At 64.8% G+C, this 21,411-nt stretch carries 21 protein-coding genes; 8 read left to right on the top strand and 13 right to left on the bottom strand.

All coding sequences use genetic code 11. The features are described 5' to 3' along the window. Positions 1-92: 92 nt before the first annotated feature. From F0Q04_RS18095 to F0Q04_RS18120, 6 genes are all read right to left on the bottom strand, one after another. Positions 93-818 (bottom strand): SDR family NAD(P)-dependent oxidoreductase, encoded by a 726-nt coding sequence (locus F0Q04_RS18095; protein WP_182342751.1) that lies wholly within the window; start codon positions 816-818, stop codon positions 93-95. Between the two features lie 43 nt (positions 819-861). Further along, positions 862-1,842: a Bug family tripartite tricarboxylate transporter substrate binding protein gene (locus tag F0Q04_RS18100; protein ID WP_116925980.1), complete on the bottom strand. Its 981-nt coding sequence runs from the start codon at positions 1,840-1,842 to the stop codon at positions 862-864. Between the two features lie 34 nt (positions 1,843-1,876). Then, positions 1,877-2,614 carry an SDR family NAD(P)-dependent oxidoreductase gene (locus F0Q04_RS18105; protein ID WP_182342752.1) on the bottom strand — a complete coding sequence of 246 codons (738 nt, stop codon included), beginning with the start codon at positions 2,612-2,614 and terminating at the stop codon, positions 1,877-1,879. Between the two features lies 1 nt (position 2,615). Then, positions 2,616-3,143: a 2,4'-dihydroxyacetophenone dioxygenase family protein gene (locus F0Q04_RS18110; protein ID WP_021026020.1), complete on the bottom strand. Its 528-nt coding sequence runs from the start codon at positions 3,141-3,143 to the stop codon at positions 2,616-2,618. Between the two features lie 203 nt (positions 3,144-3,346). Further along, positions 3,347-4,174 (bottom strand): undecaprenyl-diphosphate phosphatase, encoded by an 828-nt coding sequence (locus F0Q04_RS18115; RefSeq protein ID WP_116925978.1) that lies wholly within the window; start codon positions 4,172-4,174, stop codon positions 3,347-3,349. A gap of 118 nt (positions 4,175-4,292) precedes the next feature. After that, positions 4,293-4,928, bottom strand: a complete 636-nt coding sequence (locus F0Q04_RS18120) for an ABC transporter ATP-binding protein (RefSeq protein ID WP_116925977.1) — start codon at positions 4,926-4,928, stop codon at positions 4,293-4,295. Positions 4,929-5,003: 75 nt separating this feature from the next. Between F0Q04_RS18120 and F0Q04_RS18125 the strand changes: the two genes are divergently transcribed. Next, on the top strand, positions 5,004-5,369 hold the full coding sequence (locus F0Q04_RS18125; protein ID WP_182342754.1) for a hypothetical protein: 366 nt from the start codon (positions 5,004-5,006) through the stop codon (positions 5,367-5,369). 25 nt (positions 5,370-5,394) lie between these two features. Here F0Q04_RS18125 and argC read toward each other — a convergent pair whose 3' ends face one another. Next, positions 5,395-6,321, bottom strand: coding sequence for an N-acetyl-gamma-glutamyl-phosphate reductase (argC, locus tag F0Q04_RS18130; protein ID WP_182342756.1), 927 nt, complete (start codon positions 6,319-6,321; stop codon positions 5,395-5,397). Positions 6,322-6,449: 128 nt separating this feature from the next. On the opposite strand from argC, the gene F0Q04_RS18135 reads away from it, so the two are divergent. After that, positions 6,450-7,295 (top strand): LysR family transcriptional regulator, encoded by an 846-nt coding sequence (locus tag F0Q04_RS18135; RefSeq protein WP_182342758.1) that lies wholly within the window; start codon positions 6,450-6,452, stop codon positions 7,293-7,295. Between the two features lie 80 nt (positions 7,296-7,375). On the opposite strand, the gene chrA is transcribed toward F0Q04_RS18135, so the two are convergent. Beyond that, on the bottom strand, positions 7,376-8,602 hold the full coding sequence (chrA, locus tag F0Q04_RS18140) for a chromate efflux transporter (RefSeq protein ID WP_182342760.1): 1,227 nt from the start codon (positions 8,600-8,602) through the stop codon (positions 7,376-7,378). A gap of 46 nt (positions 8,603-8,648) precedes the next feature. On the opposite strand from chrA, the gene F0Q04_RS18145 reads away from it, so the two are divergent. Further along, positions 8,649-9,389 carry a LysR family transcriptional regulator substrate-binding protein gene (locus tag F0Q04_RS18145; protein ID WP_116925972.1) on the top strand — a complete coding sequence of 247 codons (741 nt, stop codon included), beginning with the start codon at positions 8,649-8,651 and terminating at the stop codon, positions 9,387-9,389. Positions 9,390-9,432: 43 nt separating this feature from the next. Here F0Q04_RS18145 and F0Q04_RS18150 read toward each other — a convergent pair whose 3' ends face one another. Further along, positions 9,433-10,263, bottom strand: a complete 831-nt coding sequence (locus F0Q04_RS18150) for a TOBE domain-containing protein (protein ID WP_182342762.1) — start codon at positions 10,261-10,263, stop codon at positions 9,433-9,435. A gap of 200 nt (positions 10,264-10,463) precedes the next feature. On the opposite strand from F0Q04_RS18150, the gene modA reads away from it, so the two are divergent. From modA to modC, 3 genes are all read left to right on the top strand, one after another. Then, a complete protein-coding gene (gene modA / locus F0Q04_RS18155; protein ID WP_182342764.1) occupies positions 10,464-11,219 on the top strand; it encodes a molybdate ABC transporter substrate-binding protein in 756 nt (251 codons plus the stop codon). Between the two features lie 171 nt (positions 11,220-11,390). Beyond that, a complete protein-coding gene (modB, locus tag F0Q04_RS18160; RefSeq protein ID WP_182342766.1) occupies positions 11,391-12,089 on the top strand; it encodes a molybdate ABC transporter permease subunit in 699 nt (232 codons plus the stop codon). Next, positions 12,086-13,222 carry a molybdenum ABC transporter ATP-binding protein gene (gene modC / locus F0Q04_RS18165; RefSeq protein ID WP_182342768.1) on the top strand — a complete coding sequence of 379 codons (1,137 nt, stop codon included), beginning with the start codon at positions 12,086-12,088 and terminating at the stop codon, positions 13,220-13,222. Before modB ends, modC begins: the two co-directional genes overlap by 4 nt. A gap of 88 nt (positions 13,223-13,310) precedes the next feature. On the opposite strand, the gene F0Q04_RS18170 is transcribed toward modC, so the two are convergent. Then, positions 13,311-13,943 (bottom strand): OmpA family protein, encoded by a 633-nt coding sequence (locus F0Q04_RS18170; RefSeq protein WP_182342770.1) that lies wholly within the window; start codon positions 13,941-13,943, stop codon positions 13,311-13,313. A 442-nt stretch (positions 13,944-14,385) separates the two neighbouring features. Between F0Q04_RS18170 and F0Q04_RS18175 the strand changes: the two genes are divergently transcribed. Together F0Q04_RS18175 and F0Q04_RS18180 are read left to right on the top strand one after the other, a co-directional pair. Further along, entirely contained in the window at positions 14,386-15,018 is a 633-nt protein-coding gene (locus F0Q04_RS18175; RefSeq protein WP_182342772.1) for a TRAP transporter small permease subunit, read from the top strand. 21 nt (positions 15,019-15,039) lie between these two features. Next, positions 15,040-16,869: a TRAP transporter large permease gene (locus tag F0Q04_RS18180; RefSeq protein ID WP_182342774.1), complete on the top strand. Its 1,830-nt coding sequence runs from the start codon at positions 15,040-15,042 to the stop codon at positions 16,867-16,869. A gap of 268 nt (positions 16,870-17,137) precedes the next feature. Here F0Q04_RS18180 and F0Q04_RS18185 read toward each other — a convergent pair whose 3' ends face one another. The 3 genes from F0Q04_RS18185 to F0Q04_RS18195 all read right to left on the bottom strand — a co-directional run bounded on the left by F0Q04_RS18185 (position 17,138) and on the right by F0Q04_RS18195 (position 21,404). Next, positions 17,138-18,223: a TRAP transporter substrate-binding protein gene (locus F0Q04_RS18185; RefSeq protein WP_116925966.1), complete on the bottom strand. Its 1,086-nt coding sequence runs from the start codon at positions 18,221-18,223 to the stop codon at positions 17,138-17,140. 233 nt (positions 18,224-18,456) lie between these two features. After that, positions 18,457-20,370, bottom strand: a complete 1,914-nt coding sequence (gene dxs, locus F0Q04_RS18190; protein WP_116925965.1) for a 1-deoxy-D-xylulose-5-phosphate synthase — start codon at positions 20,368-20,370, stop codon at positions 18,457-18,459. 125 nt (positions 20,371-20,495) lie between these two features. Beyond that, positions 20,496-21,404, bottom strand: a complete 909-nt coding sequence (locus F0Q04_RS18195) for a polyprenyl synthetase family protein (RefSeq protein WP_116925964.1) — start codon at positions 21,402-21,404, stop codon at positions 20,496-20,498. Between the last annotated feature and the right edge of the window lie 7 nt (positions 21,405-21,411).

Here is a 21,411-nt window from a genome sequence, read left to right on the forward strand (position 1 = left end):
ATCCATCCTCCCAAAAAAAAATGCCCTCGGCCACCTTGGCCGAGGGCATTTGTCTTTGGATGGGCAGCGTGCTGCCACCGCCCTTGGGGGCGTCAGCTCACCATATAGCCGCCATCGACCGGCAGCACCACGCCCGTCATAAAGCTGGCCGCCGGCGTGCAGAGGAACACGGCCGCCTGTGCCACATCCTGCGGTGTGCCCCAGCGGGCCAGCGGCGTGCGTGCCAGGATGGGGCCCGAGCGGGCCGGGTCGTCCTGCAGCGCTTGGGTCAGCGGCGTCGCAATCCAGCCCGGAGCAATCGCGTTCACCCGAATGCCATCGGCCGCATAGGCAATGGCAAGCGACTTGGTGAGTTGGCCAATGCCACCCTTGCTGGCCGCATAGCCGGGCACCAGGCCACCACCAAAGAAGGTCAGCATCGATGCGGTGTTGACAATGCAGCCGCGCCGGGCGCGCAGCTTGTCGCGCGTGGCGGTGCAGACCCGCATGGTGCCGGTCAGGTTCACCTCCAGCACGCGCTGGAAAACCTCCACATCGTGCTCCAGGCCGCGCTTGATGATGCCCGCGCAGTTGAAGACGATGTCGAGCTCGTCCAGATCGGCGAGCGCCCCATCCAGATCGGCCTGGCGCGTGACATCGGCCTGGCGCACCTCCACCCCAGCATCCAGCGTGCCATCGCCCTCGCCCAGGCCCAGCGCAATCACGCGCGCGCCCAGCGCTGCCAAATGGTTGGCGATCACGGCGCCAATGCCTTGGGTGGCGCCGGCGACCAGGGCGGTCTTGCCTGTCAACAGGTCTTTCTGGTAGGTCGTAGTCATCACTCGCATCTCTCGCATTGCTTGCTTATCGCCCGCTTGGGGCTCAGTTCTTCATGTCCAGCAGTTTGATCAGGTCGGCGAAATAGGTCGCATCCTTCATCATCTGGTTGCGGAAGCCCTGGTCGTCGGCATAGACAAAGCCCAGGTTCTGTTTGGCCAGCACTTCCTGGAAGGCCGGCTCATCGACGGTCTTCTTGGCCGCCGCCTTGAGGTAGTTCAGCACATCGGTAGGCAGCTTCTTGGGGCCGGCAATGCCGCGCCAGGTGCCAATGCTCAGGTCGATGCCCTTTTCCTTCAGGGTGGGGACCTTGTCGAAGTTCTTCACGCGCTGGTCTGCCATCACGGCCAGCATCTTGAGCTTGCCCGCCTGCAGCTGCTGGGCCACTTCGGCCGGGCTCACCGCCACCGCATCGACGTGGCCCCCCATCAGCGCCAGCACGGCCGGGCCCGCGCCCTGGAACGGGATATGGTTGAACTGGATGCCGGTCTTGTCGCCCAGCGCCGTGGCGGCGAAGTGCCAGATCGAGCCATTGCCGGCATTGCCCACGCCCATCTTGCCGGGGTCCTTCTTGGAGGCGGCGAGGAACTCTTCAATCGTATTCCAGGGCGCATCGGCGCGCACGGTGATCGCGGCCGGGTCGGCATTGAACTGGATGATGGGCTGCACATCGTCGTACGAGAACTTGGCCAGGCCCATGGGCTTGAGGGTCACGAGCTCCACCGTCACCACGGCCAGCTTGTAGCCATCAGGCTTGGCATTGATCATGTCGGTCCAGCCAATGGCGCCGCTGGCACCAGGCTTGTTGATCACCACCACGCTTTGGGGAATGTGCTTGCGCGCCGCCTCACCAAAGGCACGGGCCACACCGTCGGTGCCGCCACCGGGCTGGAAGGGCACGATCAACTCGATCTGGCGCGTCGGGAAATCAGCAGCTGCTGCGACATTGCCCAGCGCCATCAATACCGCGCTGGCACTGGCCGCAAACAAGCCGATGGCGCCTCGGCGCGTTTTGCTCATGTTCATACTGTCTCCTCTGTTTTTACTTTGTCGTGCAGTTTCAATAGGTCGCACGTCCACCGGATACATCAAACACCGCCCCAGTGCTGAACGAGCAGGCGTCAGACGCCAGCCACAGCACCTGGGCCGCAATCTCCTCGGGCTCGCCCAGCCGCCCCATCGGGCTCTTGGCAATCATCGTGGCCACATGCTCGGGGGCCATCTGCTCCAAAATGGGCGTGCGCACCGCTGCCGGTGCCACCGCATTGACCAGCACGCCGCTGCCGGCCAGCTCCTTGCCCAGCGATTTGGTCAGCGCCAGCACCCCGGCCTTGGCGGCGCTGTAGGCCGACGCATTGGGCGTGCCCTCCTTGCCTGCGAGCGAGGCGATATTCACCACCCGGCCATAGCCCTGGGCACGCAGCACCGGCACGACCGCCTTGCAGACGTGGTAGACACCGACCAGGTTGATGTCGATCACCCTTTGCCAGACGGCATCGTCAAAGGCATCGAGAGCCATCGTGGGCCCGGTGATACCGGCGCTGTTGATCAGCATGTCAACCCGGCCCAGGCGGGCCAAGGTCTGCGCCAGCGCCGCCTGGATGCTGGCCGGCTCGGTCACATCGACCGGGCAGAACAGCGCATCGCCGGCCAGCGCTGCGGCAAGCGGCTGCAAATCCCAAACGGCGACCCGCGCGCCCGCTTGCTGCAAGGCCTGCACCAGGCTGGCACCAATGCCGCTGGCGCCCCCCGTCACCAGGGCCACGCGGCCGCCAAATTGGTAGCTGCAATCGGCCATGTCAGCGGATGAACTGGTTGGTGTAATCGGCACCCAGGCCAACGGCCTCGAAGTGCTTGCGGCACATGTCGATCTTGGTGAACACGTCCTCAAAACCCATGCCCTTGCCCCAGGGGTCGGTGTAGTACATGACACCATTGACCTGGAAGTAGGTGATCATTTCCTCGCAGTCTTCGGGCACATACAAGGTGTGGGTCTCGCCTGGTGGCTCGAACACATAGCTGCCTTCCTTGGCCCACCAGTCGTGCTCCAGGTATTTCCAGCGGCCCTTGAGCACAAAGCCATGCACCGCCTGGGGGTGGCGGTGGCGGCTGAGCACCCCGGACTTGCGCACCTTGAGCAAGTTCATCCAGTAACCCTGGCTGGCATTGAGGCAAAGCGGACGAAACCAGACATTCTCGGCCTGCGGCACCCACAGCCGCTCATCGGTGGGGATGGCGCTTTCCACCACGATCTCGGGCAGCGCATCAGGTGGGTTCGGATACTGGTAAGGCATCAACGGGGTCTGGTCAGGGCTATCTACAGGCATTTATCCACCATATGGACTAAAGTTCATAATATGGATAATTGTAGAGAACGCCGAAAGACCCGCAGCCCAGACAAACCCCAAGCCTTGGGCGGCACAGACATATTGGCGACAGGGACCGGGCTGCTGCAGTGGCCCAACGGGCACAAAAAAAGCCCGGCTGTCGGGCCGGGCTTGAGTGTGCGGATGCGCGAGGATGTTCGCGATCAGGAATCCACCCAATTGACCATGCCGCTAAAGGCGGTCACCAGCACGATGATGCCGAACACAATGCGGTACCAGGCAAAGGGCACAAAGCTGTTGGAGGCGATGTAGCGCAGCAGCCAGCGCACGCACAGCCAGGCGCTGATGAACGAGAAGATGAGCCCCGTCGCAAACATGGGCAGGTCCGCCATCGACAGCAGTGCCCGCTCCTTGTAGAGGCTGTAGACACCTGCGCCGATCAAGGTGGGGATCGCGAGGAAGAAGGAAAAATCGGTGGCCGCCTGGCGCGACAGGCCCATCAGCATGCCGCCGATGATGGTCGAGCCGCTGCGGCTGGTGCCGGGAATCATCGCCAGGCACTGCACCAGACCCACCTTCAATGCATCGAGCGGCGTCATCTCATCGACCGTCTGCACCCGCACATGGGCCGACTGGCGCTTTTCCGCCCAGAGAATCACAAAGCCGCCCAGGATAAAGGTGGTGGCCACGACGATGGGCGTGAACAAATGCGCCTTGATGTACTTGCCAAACAACAGGCCCAGCACCACGGCGGGCAAAAAGCCGATGAAGACATTGAGCGCAAAGCGCTGCGCCTGGCGGCTCGATGGCAGCGCCACTACGGTGCTGCGGATCTTTTGCCAATACACCAGGATCACCGCAAAGATGGCACCGGTCTGGATCGCGATGTCAAACACCTTGGCCTTGGCATCGTCAAAGCCCAGCAGGCTGCCGGCCAAAATCAAATGCCCTGTCGAGGAGATCGGCAAGAACTCCGTCAGCCCCTCCACCACGCCCATGATGGCGGCTTTGATCAACAGCAAGGTATCCACAACAGTCTTTCAAAAAATCGGTCTGCCCGATTATCCAGCGGCCCAACACGCGCCACAGGGCTCGCCCCCGGGCGCGCACGAAAATTTACACAATGCAGCGCCCGCGCCTGCGCAGCCACTACGGCGCCGGCAGCGCCACCACCTGCACGGCGCCCCCGGCATCCACCAAAGGCTCGTAATGCGCCAGCACGGCATAACGCCCCTGCGCGGCCAGGTGCGGCGCCAGGGTTTGCAGGCCCTCGCGCAAAAAAGCCAGCGCCGGCTTGTCCAGCCCCGAGGTCGGCTCATCGATCAGCACCAGCCGGGCGCCACTGGCCAGGCCCAGCGCGATGACCAGCTTGCGCAGGCTGCCAGTCGAGAGCGCCAGCAACGGCTTGGCACTGTGCGCGGCCAGATCCAAGCCCGCCTGCCACTGCACAAAAAGCGCCTCGTCCCAGCCCGGACAGTCGCGGCGCAACTGCGCCACCCAATCGGCCACCACCGTAGTGCCTGGCGGCATGGTCGCAGGCAGCCGCGGCTCGTGCCAGAACACGCCCCCTGCGCTCTTGAGCGCCTCCGGCGTCTGGCCATCGATGTGCACGCTGCCTGCGCTGGCCTGCAGCTGCCCGGCCAGCAATTGCAATGCCGTGGTCTTGCCTGCGCTCAGGCCATCGACCAGCTGCACCAGGCCAGGCGCAGCCTGCCATTGCCAGCCGACCAGCAGCGGGGCCGCTTGCGGGTAGGAGAAATCCAGCGCATTCCATTCCAGGCTCATAGGGGTATCCGGCTTGCTTGATTAACTCCTAAAAACATAGCATAAAATCGCGCAATATCGATGAAACCCCCGCAGATGCTTGACTATTTGGACTTTGACACCAGCGATGACGGCGAAGGCCTTACCAGCCTCGATGCGATGGCCTATGCCAAGGCCGCCCAGTGGCCGACGCTGACGGCCGAGGTCACGCAGCTGCTGGCCTGGTGCAGCGATGCCTTTGGCGCCCCCGGCCCGCTGGAAGATGGCCACCGCTGGGATCTGGACCTGCAGCTGCAAAGCGATGCAGGTGACGCGCTGGCCTTGCACTGGGATGCGCTGCAGCGCCAGCTGCTGGCGCCGCAAGCTGCCCAGCAGACCGCGCTGCAGCTGAGCCTGACCCTCAGCGGCCCCGATGCCTTTGCCCAGCAGCTGACCGAGCAGTTTTTGGGCAGTAACGACTAGCGAATAGCTGGCCGACGGTGGCCTGCTAGGCGCCCAGCATCAGGTCCAGGTTCTGCACCGCCGCACCTGATGCGCCTTTGCCCAGGTTGTCAAAAATGGCCGCCAGCAGCACCTGGCCCTGCGCCTCGTTGTGGAAGACGCTTAGTTGCATGGCATTCGTGCCGTTGAGCAGTTGCGGATCCAGGTGTGTAAGCGCTTTGGCCTCGTCCAGCGACAAGACCTGCACATCAGGCGCCTGCGCATAGTGACGTGCCAGGCAGGCCTGCAGCGCAGCGGCATCCACCCCAGGCGGCAGCATGCGCAATGCCAGCTGCACCGTCAGCACAATGCCCTGGCGATACGCGCCATAGGCCGGCACAAACAGCGGGCGCGCGTCCAGGCCTGCGTGCAACTGCATCTCCGGCGCATGCTTGTGCGCCAGCTCCAGGCCATAGACCTGGAAGGCTGGCGGCTTGGCATCGCCCCCGCCCTCATGCGCCTCGACGCCAGCGCGCCCGCGCCCGGAGTAGCCGGATACCGCATGCACGCTGAGCGGGTAGCTGGCAGGCACCAGCCCGGCCTGCACCAGCGGCAGCAGCAAGCCGATGGCCCCCGTCGGGTAGCAGCCGGGATTGGTCACCCGGCGGGCCTTGGCTATGCGCTCGGCCTGCGCTGCCGACATCTCCGCAAATCCATAGATCCAATCGGCGTGGGTGCGGTGCGCAGAACTGGCATCGATCACCCGCACCGCAGGATTGACGATGGACTGCACCGCCTCGCGCGCAGCCGCATCGGGCAGGCAGAGGATGGCGATATCACAGGCATTGATGGCTTCGGCCCGGCGCTGGGCGTCCTTGCGCTCAGCGGCTGGCAGGGTCACGAGACGGATATCGCTGCGCCCGCGCAGCCGCTCATGGATTTGCAAACCGGTGGTGCCCTGGTCGCCGTCGATAAAAACAAGAGGAGTGCGCATATGTAGATGACTTCCGAGAATGCGGGCGCTGGCCCATGGATCGAGCCGCTATGTTCCTCCGCGTCCTAAAATAATGAAAGTTGAATTTCACAAACCAGACGTTCAGCATTTCTGAATTTGGAGCCACGATGCGAGAGATCAGCCTGGACCGTTTGCGCACCTTGGTGGCGATTGCCGACCAGGGCTCGTTCATCAAGGCCGCCCATAGCCTGCACCTGGCAGCACCCACGGTCAGCCTGCATATTGCCGAGCTGGAGCAGCGCATTGGCGCGCCGCTTCTGTCGCGCAAGCGCGGGCATGTGCGGCCCTCGGCCATTGGGGAGGTGTTGGTCGCACGCGCGCGCCGCCTGCTGGACGAGGCCGAGCTGGCGCTGAGCGACATCCAGCGCCAGGTGCAGGGGCTGGAAGGGCGTGTGCGGCTGGGCGCATCGACCGGGGTGATTGCGCATCTGCTGCCCCAGGCATTGGCGGTGCTGCGCGATCAGCATCCGGGCATCGACATCCAGATCAGCGTCCAGACCTCGGAGGAGACGCTGGCGCGCCTGGTGGATAGCCGCTTGGACATCGGCGTCACCGCCCTGCCCCAGCCAGCCGTCGCAGGCCTGGTGATCAAGCCCTGGCGCCGCGATCCTGTGATGGCCTTTGTGCCTGCCGACTGGACCTGCCCGGCCCGCCTCACACCGCAGTGGCTCGCCGGCCAGCCGCTGATCCTCAACGATGCCAGCACACGCCTGTCACGCCAGACCAGCGAGTGGTTTGCCGCGGGCGGCCACCACCCGGTGCCGCGCATTGCGCTGAACTACAACGATGCCATCAAGAGCCTGGTCGCCGCAGGTTACGGCGCCACCTTGTTGCCGCACGAGGCCACGGCCCCACCGCCGGACGCGCGCATCGCCATGCGCCCGCTGCGCCCTGCGCTGTGGCGCCGGCTGGGCATCGCCCACCGCGCCGGCTATGTGGAGCCCTCCACCTAGCATGTGCTGGATGTGCTGTGGGGCCTGCGCCTGGTGTGAGCGCCGCTGCCGCTGGCCCATCGCCCTGCCCGCTAGAAAAATCACCAGCCGCACAAGGCCGCGCCCACCACCACCCATAGCGCGGAGAGCCGGGCCAACACCAGCAGGCCGAATGCGGCCAGCGCCAGGCCAAAATCCAGCCGGGAATGGATGGCGCTGGTCCACACCGGGTCGTACAGCGCAGCCAGCAGCACGCCGACAACCGATGCATTGATGCCCGCCATCGCCCGCTGCACGCCGGCCCGCTGGCGCAGCGATTCCCAGTACGGCAGCACACCGGCCACCAGCAACAGGCCCGGCAAAAACACCGCCAGCAGCAAGGCCAGGCCGGCCCACCAGCCGCCCCATGGCGCGGGCATGGCCGCGCCCAGGTAGGCGGCAAACGTGAACAGCGGGCCCGGCACGGCTTGGGCTGCGCCGTAACCGGCCAGCAGTATGTCGTTGGACACCAGCCCGCCCGGCACCAAGCTGGCCTGCAACAACGGCAACACCACATGGCCGCCGCCAAACACCAGTGCACCGGCCTGGAAGACCTGGCTTGCGATGGCCAGCAAGCTGCCTCCATACGCGGCTATCAGCCAGGGGCTCAGCCCCAGCAACACGGCGTAGACCAGCAGCAAGCAGCTTCCCACACGGTTGCTGACACCATAGTGCTGGTGCTGTGCCGCAGGCAGCGGGCCCAGCTTCAGCACCCAGCGGCCCAGCACTGCACCCAGCACGATGGCTGCCAGCTGCCCATAGGTGGAAGGCACGGCCAGCACCAGCAAGGCGGCGGCGATGGCCCATGCGGCACGCAGCCGGTCCGGACACAACGCCCGCGCCATGCCCCATACGGCCTGCGCCACCACCGCGACGGCCACGACCTTGAGGCCATGCACGGCGCCCGATGTGGCCAGCCCTGTCCATTGCGACATGCCCAGTGCCAACAGCATCAGCAGCAGGGCCGATGGCAAGGTAAAACCCAGCCAGGCTGCCAAGGCCCCCCACCAACCCGCCCGGCCCAGGCCCAAGGCCATGCCGACCTGGCTGCTGGCCGGGCCGGGCAGAAACTGGCACAGCGCCACCAGATCCGCATAGGCGCGCTCATCGATCCAGCGCCGGCGCAGCACAAACTCGGTATGGAAATAGCCCAGATGCGCGACCGGCCCGCCAAACGAGGTCAGGCCCAGCTTCAAAAAGGCGCCCAGCACTTCCAGCGCAGAGCCCTTGGCCGGGGTGGCATCTGCTTGCGGTGAAGGGCAAGGCTCTGGGCTGGGGTGGGCGTTCATAGGGAGGCACAGTCGCGGTGGTTGGCCAGCAGCATAAGCGGGCTCGGTGGCATTGCCAAGACGATCATGCATCAACTTGCCTGCGCAGGCCTTGGCAGCAAGCGCTTGCTGCCCGCATTCATCAGCCCCATGCCGACAATCGCCGCACCACCACCTACCAGCAAGGAAGCGGTGCGAGCGCCTGCAGATCGCCTCGTTTGGCGCGACATCCTCGCTGCGCCTGCTGCCGCAGCTGCTGGCCGCATTTCGCCAGGCCCATCCACTGGTCGAGGTGCATATCGAAGAAGCGGTGAACAGCGTGGTGCTGCAATGGCTGCTGGAGCGCCGCGTGGAGCTGGGCTTTGTGGTTTTGCCCGACGAGCGCTTTGACTCGGTGCCGCTGATCGAGGGCGAGTTGGTGGCCGTGCTGCCCGCCACCCATCCGTTGGCCCAGAAGACCAGCATCAGCGCGCTGGATTTTCATAACCAGCCATTTATTCGCACCTCGGCGGGCTCCGGCCCGCGGGTGGACGCGTTCTTGGCCGACAAAGGCGCCGTTCCCAACACCTTGTACCGGTTTGAGCAGCTCAGCTCGATGATGGGCTTTGTCGCGCAAGGCGATGCGCTGACCATTGCCGCGCGCCTGGCGCTGCCCGCGCCCCCGGCCGGCGTCACCTACCGCCGGCTCATGCCGCGCAACCACCGGCCCATCGCGCTGGCGGCGCTGCGCTTTGACCGCTTATCGCCGGCAGCAGCGGCCTTTGTCGAAACCACCCGAAAACTGCGCAAGCGCCTGGTGCTGGAATAAGGCGCCTGGACGTCAGCGCCTCGCTGCCGGGCGCAAGCCGGGTTTATTCGCCGCTCAGCGCAATCACCACCGCCGAGGGCTCCACCGTCACCTGCACCGCAGAGCGCGCGCGCAGCGACGTGGCCTCGCGGCTAAAGCCCACCAGCTGCACGCCAGACTGCAGGCGTACGGCCAGCTCCTGCACCGTGCCGCCGCGCGTGGCCCGTGTAACCGCACCCTGCCAGACGTTGCCCCCCGGCGCCAGCGCGGCAGCGGCCGATTCCGCTTGCACCGCGACAGCGGTGGCCTTGCACATGGCAAGCACCGGCAGGCCCTGGCGCAGGCCCAAGAGCTGCGCGCTCTCATCGGTGATATGGGAATGCAATACAAACTGCGCGCCAGCATCGGCCCCCTGCAATTGCACCTGCACCAAGGGGCCGCTGCGGCTGAGTTGGGCCACGACACAGGGCCATTGGTTGCGCATGCTGGTCATCACCTGCAATCGCGCCAGGGTGGTGGCCACTGAGATGCCTGCTTGCCCGGCATTGCGTGCCTGGGGGTCTGCAGCCGTTGGAAGCTGGCGCGCATGCTCGAGCTGCACATGCAATTGCTCACGGGCATGGCCCATGGCATCGGCCGCTTCGAGCAGCAGCAGCGCATCGGCCGTGAGCTGCGCCCCCCCGCCGCCCTTGCCGCCCACACTGCGCTGCACCAGCTCCACACCCGCCAGGTTGGACAAGGTATCCAGGGCCTGCCAGGCCGCCTTGTAGCTGATGCCCACGCGGCGCGCGGCCTCGGAGATGGAGCCGCAATCCTGGATATGGCGCAGCACATCCATGCGGCGGTCAGAGCGCTTCTCGGCGAGCGCGGCAGCGAGCGATGCTTGGGGAATCATGGCGCGAATCTTCGCATGCTTTAGCGCCCCGCGCCGGTGCCCAAAGCGCGGTTGGAGAAAAGCCTTGCCCAGAATAGCGTGCCAATAGCGGACCAATAGCATGCCCATACAGGGGCCTATGGCCCCCATCATTTGGCACCCCAAAACAATCTCGCTACACTCGCGCTATTCATTAACAGAATAGCGATTTGATGACCGCCATGATCCAACGCCGCTTCGCCCCCCTCGCCCTGTCCCTGTTGGCCGCCCTCGCTGCCAGCGCCCATGCCGACGAAGTCTCTGTGGCTGTGGCCGCCAACTTCACCGCGCCGATGCAAAGGATTGCCGCCGAGTTCGAAAAAGACAGCGGCCACAAGGCGGTGCTGTCGTTCGGCGCCACCGGCAAGTTCTATGCACAGATCAACAACGGCGCACCCTTTGGCATTTTGCTGGCCGCCGATGACACGACGCCGGCCAAGCTGGCCCAGGAAGGCAAGGGCGTCGCCGCCAGCCGCTTTACCTACGCCATTGGCCAGCTGGTGCTGTGGAGCAAGCAAGCGGGCTATGTGGACGACAAGGGCGCCGTGCTCAAGATGGGTGACTACCGCCATATCGCGATCGCCAACCCCAAGCTCGCCCCCTATGGCCTGGCCGCGATGGAAACGCTCAAGAACCTGGGCCTGACCGACCAGGTGACGCCAAAAATCGTGCAGGGCGAGAACATCGGCCAGACCTACCAGTTCGCAGCCAGTGGCAATGCCCAGCTGGGCTTTGTGGCGCTGTCGCAGGTGATGGAAGACGGCAAGCTGCGCGAAGGCTCGGCCTGGATGGTTCCATCGGCCATGCATGAACCCATCCGCCAGGACGCCATTGTGCTGAGTAGCGCCAAGGACAATGCCGCCGCCACCGCCTTGATGCAATACCTCCAGGGCGACAAGGCGCGTGCCATCATCAGGTCCTACGGCTACGCGTTCTAAGGCGCGGCGGGCCACCGAACTGGCGGGTCTGATCCCGCTGGTCTCTGCTCGGCCATTGACCTCAGCGCGTTGGTCCGGCCAAACACTGCCCTTGCCGGGCCCGCGCTGCGCGTGCACCATGTGCGCAGCAGCCTCCCTCCTTCAACCCACCTCGCCACGCCCTCCTCTGCCGTGAGTACCTCCCTTCTCAGCCCCGACGACTGGGCCGCCATCTGGCTGACGCTGGAGCTCGCCAGCGTCACGACTGCCCTGCTGCTGGTGCTGGCCACGCCGCTGGCCTGGTGGCTCGCGCATACGGCATCGCGCTGGCGCGGCCCCATTGGCGCGGTGGTGACCTTGCCGCTGGTGCTGCCGCCAACGGTGATCGGCTTTTACCTGCTGGTCACGATGGGCCCCAATGGCCCGGTGGGCCAGCTCACCAGCGCCCTGGGTCTGGGCTATCTGCCCTTTACCTTTGCCGGGCTGGTGGTGGGCTCGCTGGTCTACTCGCTGCCCTTTGCCGTGCAGCCGTTGCAGCGGGCCTTTGAGGGCCTGGGCCGCCGCCCCCTGGAAGTGGCTGCCACCCTGGGCGCGAGCCGTATCGACAGTTTCTTCAGCGTGGCGCTGCCGCTGGCGCGCCCCGGATTTATCACCGCAGCCGTACTGACCTTTGCCCACACGGTGGGCGAGTTCGGCATCGTGCTGATGCTGGGCGGCAATATCCCCAGCAAGACGCGCGTGGTGTCGGTGCAGATCTACGACCATGTCGAAGCGATGGAGTATGCGCAGGCACACTGGCTGGCCGGCTGCATGGTGGTGTTTGCCTTTGTGGTGTTGGTGGCCTTGCAATGGCTGCAACCCCGCGACAGGAACAACGCGAGCCCCCTATGACGCAAGCCCAGAACCACCACGACGGCATTCACGCGCGCCTGCAGCTGCAGCGCGCCGCGTTCCAACTGCAGGTGGACCTGCAGCTGCCCGGCGAGGGCGTCACCGCACTGTTTGGCCCCTCGGGCTGCGGCAAGACCAGTTGCCTGCGCGCCATTGCCGGGCTCGAACGTGCCCAGGGCCAGGTCAGCGTCAATGGCGAGCGCTGGCAAGACGATGACAGCGCCCACTGGCTGCCCACGCACCAGCGGGCACTGGGCTATGTCTTCCAGGAGGCAAGCCTGTTCCCGCACCTGAGCGCCCATGACAACATCCGCTACGGCCTGCGCCGCACCCCGGCCGCGCGCCAGCGCGTGCAGATCGAGCGCCTGGTCGAGCTGCTGGGCATTGGCCCGCTGCTGGGGCGCAAACCTGCCACCTTGTCGGGCGGCGAACGCCAGCGCGTGGCCATTGCCCGTGCACTGGCTACCAGCCCGCGCGTGCTGCTGATGGATGAACCGCTGGCGGCGCTGGATGCCGAGCGCAAGGCCGAGGTGCTGCCCTACCTGGACCAGCTCAGCGATCAGCTCAAGCTGCCGATCCTGTACGTCAGCCACTCGATCGACGAAGTGGGCCGCCTGGCCGACCGGGTGGTGCTGCTGCAAACCGGCCGTGTCGTGGCGCAGGGGCCGGTGGCCGACATGCTGACCGCGCTGAATGCCCCGCTGGCCCAGGCCCTGCCCGATGCCCAGCAAGCCAGCCTGCTCGAAGGCCAGGTCTGCGGCCACGACCTGCAAGACCACCTGTGGTCGCTGCAAATAGGCGCCCACCCGCAGCTGCAGCTGCACTGGACGCAGGCCGATGCCCATTACCGGCAAGGCGAGCGGGTGCGCCTGCGCGTGATGGCGCGCGATGTCAGCCTGTCGCTGATGCCCCAGACCGGCAGCTCCATTCTCAACAGCCTGCCGGCCGTGGTGACGGCCCTGCAGCAAAGCAGCCCAGGCCAGGTGCTGGTGCAGCTGCGCCTGGCACCGGGTGCGGCTGATGACACGCCCCACCTGCTGGCGCTGGTCTCGGCCCGCTCGGCACGTCTGTTGCAGCTGGGTCCCGGCCTGCTCGTGCATGCGCAGCTCAAGGGCGTTGCCGTCTTGCGCTGACCGCCATGGCGCGCAGCGGCCGCTCAGGCCCCGCCAACAACAAAAAAGCCCGGACGCATCCGGGCTTGGTCGTGTCTGCTGGGGCCGATTAAGGGGCCAGCACCACTTCCACGCGGCGCGCTTGGGCATTGTTGCCCGCGCTCTCCACCGCTTCGGGCTTCTTCAGCTCCAGCTTGTCTTCGGTCACGCCCAGGGCCAGCAGCGCATCGCGCACGGCAAAGGCGCGTTGCTTGGCCAGCTCGGCGTTCTTGTCTGCGTCGCCAGTGGCATCGGTGTAGCCCGAGATGACGGCGCGTTGGCCGGCCTTGACGCCAGCGATCACATCCACCAGCGCTTCGTTCGCACCCTGGGCCAGCTCGGCCTTGGCCGTGGCAAAGTAGAACTTGACCACACCGTTTTCGATCACCACCGCAGCAGCGTCATCGGCCACCACGGCAGCACCGCCAGCAGCAGCGGCTACGCCGGTAGCGCCAGCGGCATTGCCAGCCTCCGCCGCAGCGGCCGCACGGGCAGCAGCAACGGCCGGGTCCGTACCACCCAGCACGGCGCCGCGCTTGGCGCCAGTCTCAGCAGCGACCACGCCGGCTTGGCCAGACTTGGCGCCATGCAAGCCTGTGTAGGCGCCAAACCAGATCACGCCCAACACCACCAGGGTGATCAGGGCAAATACCAGGCCCAAGGCAAAGCGCTCATCACCGTCATTATTTTGCGAAGAACTCACAGTCAGACTCCAGGCACCCGTGGTGCATTAAAAAAGAAATTGTTGTGGCTGCATGCCGTGGCCGCGCAGGCCCTGCACAGCCCCATGGCAGATACGCGCGAGATTGTACCTTGCAGCACTGGCGCTGCGCAGCGAACCTCCCACGGCCCATGCAGCCAATCCGGTGCGCAAAGTGGCAACCAACCAGGTAGTAACCCGGCACCCGGCGCTCGAAAATAGATAGCAGGTCATCGTGACACCATGCCCTTTACCTAGTGATTACCCTTGAGTTGGCGGCTTTCTCTGAAATATTTTTTCATCCTTGCGCCTGTTCGCAACATCGGCAAGGTAATTTGTATGGGGAAGCGCGTAGTTATTCGTAAAATCAGTGCTTTTCGAAAATGTGCATTTGCTTACCGGCAATGAGCACGTGTGACAGGACTAGCCAACCATTGGAGACACCATGCAGGCTTTACTCGCCCTATCCAGGGCTATCGACAGGCTCAATGCTTTCGTCGGCAAATACTCAATCTGGCTTATCTTTGCCGCCACCTTCATCAGCGCCGCCAACGCCATCGTCCGCAAGGCCTTCGACGCCAGCTCCAACGCCTTCCTGGAAGTGCAGTGGTACCTGTTCGCCTGGTCCTTCTTGCTGGCCGCCGGCTACACCTTGCTGCACCGTGAGCATGTGCGCATCGACGTCATCAACTCGCGCCTGTCCAAGACCAAGCAGGTCTGGATCGACATCATCGGCTTTGCGCTGTTCCTCACTCCGCTGTGCGTCACGATTCTGTGGCTGAGCATGCCGGTGGTGATCCAGATGTACCAATCTGGCGAAATGTCGGGCAATCCCGGCGGCCTGATCCGCTGGCCGGTATGGGCCGCCATCCCCGTGGGCATCACCTTGCTGATGCTCCAGGGCCTGTCCGAGCTGGTCAAGCGCATCGCGTTTCTGACTGGCGATGGCCCCGACCCGATGGGCAAGCTCAGCGACAAGAGCGCTGAGGAAGAGCTGGCCGAAGCACTGCGTGCCGAAGCTGAAATCAAGCAGGCCCAGGCGGCTGCAGCAGTCCAGGCTGCTGCGCGCCAGTCTTGAAGGTAGCACGAGGATCTCACCATGGAATTTATCGCTACCAACTACGCCCCGATCATGTTCGCGGGCCTGATCGTCTTTTTGCTGCTTGGTTTTCCCGTGGCGTTCAGCCTGGGCGCTGCCGGCCTGATGTTCGGCTTTATCGGCATTGAGCTCAATGTGTTTCCCTCGTCGGTGATGGCCTGGTTGCCCCAGCGCCTGATCGGCATCATGGCCAATGACACCTTGCTGGCCGTGCCGTTCTTCACCTTGATGGGCTTGATACTGGAGCGCAGCGGCATGGCCGAGGACTTGCTCGACACGGTGGGCCAGGTCTTTGGCCCGATCCGTGGCGGTCTGGCGCTCGCCGTGATCTTTGTCGGCGCGCTGCTGGCCGCTACCACCGGTGTGGTCGCCGCATCGGTCATCTCCATGGGCCTGATCTCGCTGCCCATCATGCTGCGCTACGGCTATGACCGGCGCCTGGCCTCGGGCGTGATTGCCGCATCGGGCACCCTGGCCCAGATCATTCCGCCCTCGCTGGTGCTGATCCTGATGGCCGACCAGCTGGGCAAGAGCGTGGGCGATATGTACAAGGGCGCGTTCATCCCCGGCTTCATGCTGATGGGTCTGTATGTGCTGTGGGTCGCCTTCCTGGCCATCTTCAAGCCCAAGCTGGTGCCTGCGCTGCCCGTTGAAGCCCGTATCTACCGCGAAGCCAACGGCAATGCCGGCTACACCTCGCTGATCGTGGTGATGGGCCTGTCGACGATTGTCGCGATCTTCCTGGCCAACCACATGGCCGACATCCACACCTGGTGGGAAGGCAAGCTGGTCACCGACGTGGCCACCGACGAGAAGATTGTCACGGCCATGTGCGGCGGCACCTTCATCGCCTTTGTCATCGCCTCGATCAACCGCGTCTTCAAGCTGGGGCTGCTGTCCAAGCTGGCCGAGCGCGTGACCTTTGTGCTGATCCCGCCGCTGCTGCTGATCTTCCTGGTGCTGGGCACCATCTTCCTGGGCATCGCCACCCCCACCGAAGGCGGCGCCATGGGTGCGATGGCCGCGCTCATCATGGGCTTTGCCCGCAAGCGCCTGAACATGAACCTGCTCAAGCAGGCGCTGGGCTCGACCACCAAGCTTGCCAGCTTTGTGATGTTCATCATGATTGGCGCGACGACCTTCAGCCTGGTGTTCCAGGCCGCAGACGGCCCCAAGTGGGTCGAGCACCTGCTCACCAGCCTGCCAGGCGGCCAGACCGGCTTCCTGATCGTCGTCAACGTGATGATCTTCTTCCTGGCCTTCTTCCTGGACTACTTTGAGCTGTCGTTCATCGTCGTGCCGCTGCTGGGCCCCGTGGCTGACAAAATGGGCATCGACCTGATCTGGTTCGGTGTGCTGCTGGCAGTCAACATGCAGACCTCGTTCATGCACCCGCCGTTCGGCTTTGCGCTGTTCTTCCTGCGATCGGTGGCGCCTGATAAGCAGTATGTGGACCGGGTCACACACAAGGTGATCGAGCCGGTGACCACGATGCAGATCTACAAGGGCGCTGTGCCGTTTGTGCTGATCCAGCTGATCATGGTCGGTGTGCTGATCGCCTTCCCGGGCATCGTTACGGGAGCTTTGGAAAAGCCGGCGGTTGTCGACATGCAGAAGGTCAATGAGCAGATGATGAACCAGCTGGGCAACGCAGACGGCGGCTATGGGGACAACCCCTTTGCCAGCCCGGATGCACCCGCCGATGCAGGCGCAGCACCGGGCTCCGATGCAGGCGCAATGCCGGCACCCGCCGCAGAAGGCTATGGCTCGGACGATCCAGCCAAGGCCTTGCAGGACTCGCTGGGCACTGCTCCCGCAGAAAGCAAATAAGGGGCGCCCAAGCCCTTCCCACCCGAACCCTGGCTTGCCCAGGGTTTTTTTATGGCTGCCTGCAGCTGGGTGCCACAACGCCCCGTGCGCTGGTGGTCCGGCGAACCGGCATCGAGGCGCTCCGGCCGCACCCAGTCATGAATGAGTGCGAAGTACCCAAGCCGCATGCCGATGCACCCACGCAGCCTGTATGGACGCAAAAAAGCCGCAGCAAGCTGCGGCTCTTGGCTGCTGCGGCCAAGCCCCAATGGCCTGGCGCATCTCCCGATCAGGGCAGTTTGACCTGGGCCATGTACTGGTTGAAGGGGTACTCGGAGAAGCGGTTCCACAGGATCTGGTCCTTCTGGAAGGCGCGCATGTCCTGGTGGATCTTCTTGAACTCGGGCGACTTGGCCTCGTGCTCGGCAAAGGTTTCCATCGAGGCCTTGAAGCCAGCGTCCATCAGCTCCTTGGAGAACGGCTTGAGCTGGGTCTTGTTGGCTACCAGGTTCTTCAGCGCGATGGGGTTGAGCACCTGGTACTTGGCGGTCATGTCGGCAGCGGCCACGCGGGTGGCGGCGTCCAGGATGGCCTTGTTCTCGGGCGACAGCGCGTTGTACTTCTTGATATTGATGAAGAACTCCAGATCAGCCGAGCCTTCCCACCAACCGGGGTAGTAGTAGAACGGAGCGACCTTGTTGAAGCCCAGCTTTTCATCGTCGTAGGGACCGACAAATTCCACCGCGTCCAGCGTGCCCTTTTCCAGCGCCTGGTACACGTCGCCCGCTGGCATGTTCTGCGCGACCACGCCCAGCTTGGCCATGGCCTCACCGAACACACCGCCGCCCATGCGCATCTTCAGGCCCTTCAAGTCAGCCACGGTCTTGATTTCCTTGCGGTACCAGCCGCCCATCTGGGTGGTGGTGTTGCCCGCCGATGCGGTCTTGAAGTTGTATTTCTCAAAGAAGGCATCGAGCAGCTTGCGGCCGTTGCCGTGGTCCTTCCAGCCCGCCATCTGCAGGGTGGTCAGGCCAAAGGGCACGGCGCAGCTGAACGCGAAGATCGGGTCCTTGCCGGTGAAGTAGTAGGCCGCCGTCTGGGCCATGTCGATGGTGTCGCCCTGCAGCGCATCGACCACGCCGAATGCGGGCATCAGCTCGCCCGCAGGGTGGACCGAGATTTCAAACTTGCCGCCGGACATGGCCTTGACGGCCGCAGACAGCTTTTCAGCGGAGCCGAAGATGGTGTCAAGCGACTTGGGGAAGCTCGAGGCCAGGCGCCAGCGCACTGCAGCCTGTGCATGCACGGCCGGTGCCACCCCTGCGGCCAGAACGCCAGCGATACCGGCATTTTTGATAAGCGAACGACGATCCATTCGTGTCTCCAATTATTTGTTGAAAGTAAAGGTAGCTATCCTGCCATAGGCGCGAGCCGCTTTTAGCTTTGCAAATTGTAGAAATGGTTGCAGAAGTGACTTCAGCGGGTTTTCCCCAGAGTTTTGCAAAGGATTCTGTCCGCATTGCGCCACAGGCGGCGCAGGCCACAAAAAAGCCCGGTTCACCATGACCGGGCTTGTCAAGAGAACCAGGCGCGTGCCAGGCGGGCGGATCAGGCCGCAGCGCTCTGGCCGGCGGCCGCCTCAGGCACCGCAAAGCGTTCGCGGATGCTGCGCTCGATGCCCGTCGCATCCAGGCCCTGCATGGCCATCAGCTTGGCCGGGTCGCCATGCTCGATAAAGGCATCGGGCAGGCCCAGCTGCAGCACCGGCACATCGATGTGCAGCTGCTGCAATGCCTCGAGCACCGCGCTGCCCGCGCCGCCCATCAGGCAACCGTCTTCGACAGTGACCAGCGCCTCATGGCTTTGCGCTACCTGCTCGAGCAGCTCGGTATCGAGCGGCTTGGCCCAGCGCATGTTCACCACCGTGGCGTTGAGCGCCTCACCGGCCTGCAAGGCCGGATAGAGCAGACTGCCAAAGGCCAGGATGGCGATGCGCGGGCGGCCCGCCACCGCAGGCTGCGCCTGGCGGCGGATCTCGCCCTTGCCAAAGGGCAGGCCTTCCAGCGATTCGAGTGGCGCCACACCGGCCCCCGCGCCACGCGGGTAGCGCACGGTCACCGGGTGGTTCTGCGCAAAAGCGGTGCTCAGCAGCTGGCGGCATTCGCGCTCATCGGCCGGGCAGGCGACGCTCATGTTCGGAATGGCGCGGGTAAAGGCGATGTCGTAGTTGCCGGCATGGGTGGCGCCATCGGCCCCCACCAGGCCCGCGCGATCCAGCGCAAACACCACGGGCAGGTTTTGCAGCGCCACATCGTGGATCAGCTGGTCATAGCCGCGCTGCAGGAAGGTCGAATAGATGGCGACCACCGGCTTGAGCCCTTCGCAGGCCAGGCCAGCGGCAAAGGTCACACTGTGCTGCTCGGCAATGCCCACATCGAAGTAGCGCTTGGGAAAGCGCTTTTCAAACTCGACCATGCCCGAGCCTTCGCGCATGGCTGGAGTGATCGCGACCAGGCGCTCGTCCTGGGCGGCCATGTCGCACAGCCAGTGGCCAAAGACCTGGGTAAAGGTGGGCTTGGGCGGCGTGGCGGGCTTGACCAGGCCGATGGCCGGGTCAAACTTGCCCGGGCCATGGTAGGCCACCGGGTCGGCCTCGGCCAGCTTGTAGCCCTGGCCCTTTTTGGTGACCACATGCAGAAACTGCGGGCCCTTGAGCTGGCGGATGTTCTCCAGGGTGGGAATCAGCGAATCGAGGTCATGGCCATCGATGGGGCCGATGTAGTTGAAGCCGAAGTTCTCGAACAGGGTGGCGGGCACCACCATGCCCTTGGCCTGCTGCTCCAGGCGCTTGGCCAGCTCCAGGAGCGGCGGCACCTGCTTGAGCATGCTCTTGCCCACGCCCCGCGCCTTGGCATAGAACTGGCCGCTCATCAGCTGCGCCAGGTAGCGGTTGAGCGCGCCCACCGGCGGGCTGATGCTCATGTCGTTGTCGTTCAGGATCACCAGCAGATTGGCATCGCTGACCCCGGCGTTGTTCAGCGCCTCGAAGGCCATGCCGGCGGTCATCGCGCCATCGCCAATGATGGCCACCGCCTGGCGGTCGCTGCCCTGCAGCTTGAAGGCCTCGGCCATGCCCAGCGCCGCCGAGATACTGGTCGATGAATGGGCGGTGCCAAAGGCGTCGTATTCGCTCTCGCTGCGCAGCGGAAAGCCCGAGATGCCGCCCCACTGGCGCAGGCCCTGCATGCGGTCGCGCCGGCCCGTCAGAATCTTGTGCGGATAGGTCTGGTGGCCCACATCCCAGACAAAGCGGTCATGCGGCGTTTCATAGACGGCGTGCAGCGCAATGGTCAGCTCCACCGTGCCCAGGTTGGAGCTGAGGTGCCCGCCGGTCTTGGACACGCTCTCGAGCACGAACTCCCGCAGCTCACGCGCCAGGGTCTTGAGCTCGGCGCGCGACATCTTGCGCAGATCCGCCGGGTCATTGACGGTGGCTAGCAGGGGAAAGGTCTTCGTGGACATACTATGGTTTGGTCACTTGCTACGCATACCTCGGAAGCATCCGCGCAGTTTTTTTACTGGAATGGCAAGGGGCTATGTTAGCGCCTTGAGGCCGGTTAAGCCGTCACAAGGCGCATTTGGCCTACTCAATGGCTGCGGCGCACCACCATGTCGGCCAGCGCCGCGAGCGCGGCCGTCTGGGGCAAACCGCTGCCTGCCAGTGCCCGCTGCGCCTCGGCCAGCAGCTCATGGGCATAGTCGCGCGCGGGCTGCAGGCCCATCAGCGATACATAGGTGGGCTTGTCGTTGTCGGCGTCCTTGCCGGCGGTCTTGCCCAGCGTTGCCGAATCGGCCACCACATCGAGCACATCGTCGATCACCTGGAACGCCAGTCCCAGGGCGGCGCCGTATTGCTTCAGTGCTGCGAGCGCTGCGCCCTGGATGCCGGCGCAGGTGGCGCCCATCTCGACGCTGGCCTGCAGCAGCGCGCCGGTCTTGAGCTTGTGCATCTGCTGGAGCTGCTCGCGGCTGAGCTGCTTGCCCACACTGGCCAGGTCAATGGCCTGGCCACCGGCCATGCCGTTGTAGCCCGCTGCCCAGGCCAGCTGGCGGCACAGGCGCGCCTGCACGCCATCGGAGATGGCACTGCCCTCGGGAACCAGGATCTCGAACGCCAGCGCCTGCAGCGCGTCGCCCGCGAGCAAGGCCTGGGCCTGGCCAAACTGCACATGGACGGTGGGCTTGCCACGGCGCAGCACATCGTTGTCCATACAGGGCATATCGTCATGCACCAGCGAATAGGCGTGGATCAGCTCCACCGCGCAGCCGGCGCGCAAGGCGGCCTCTGCCTGGGACGCATCCAGGCTGCCCACGGCCTGGGCAGCGGCCAGCACCAGCAGCGGGCGCAGGCGCTTGCCGCCATCGAGCACGGCGTAGCGCATGGGCTCGCCCAGGTTGGCAGGGGCATCGGCGGCAATCCACAGCGTGAGGGCGTCCTCCACGCGGGCGAGTTCCTGGCTGCACCAAAGGGCAAAATTATCGTGCGCTGAAGTCATGGTTAGC

This window comes from Comamonas koreensis (assembly GCF_014076495.1).
In the GTDB taxonomy this organism is placed as follows: Bacteria; Pseudomonadota; Gammaproteobacteria; order Burkholderiales; family Burkholderiaceae_C; genus Comamonas; species Comamonas squillarum.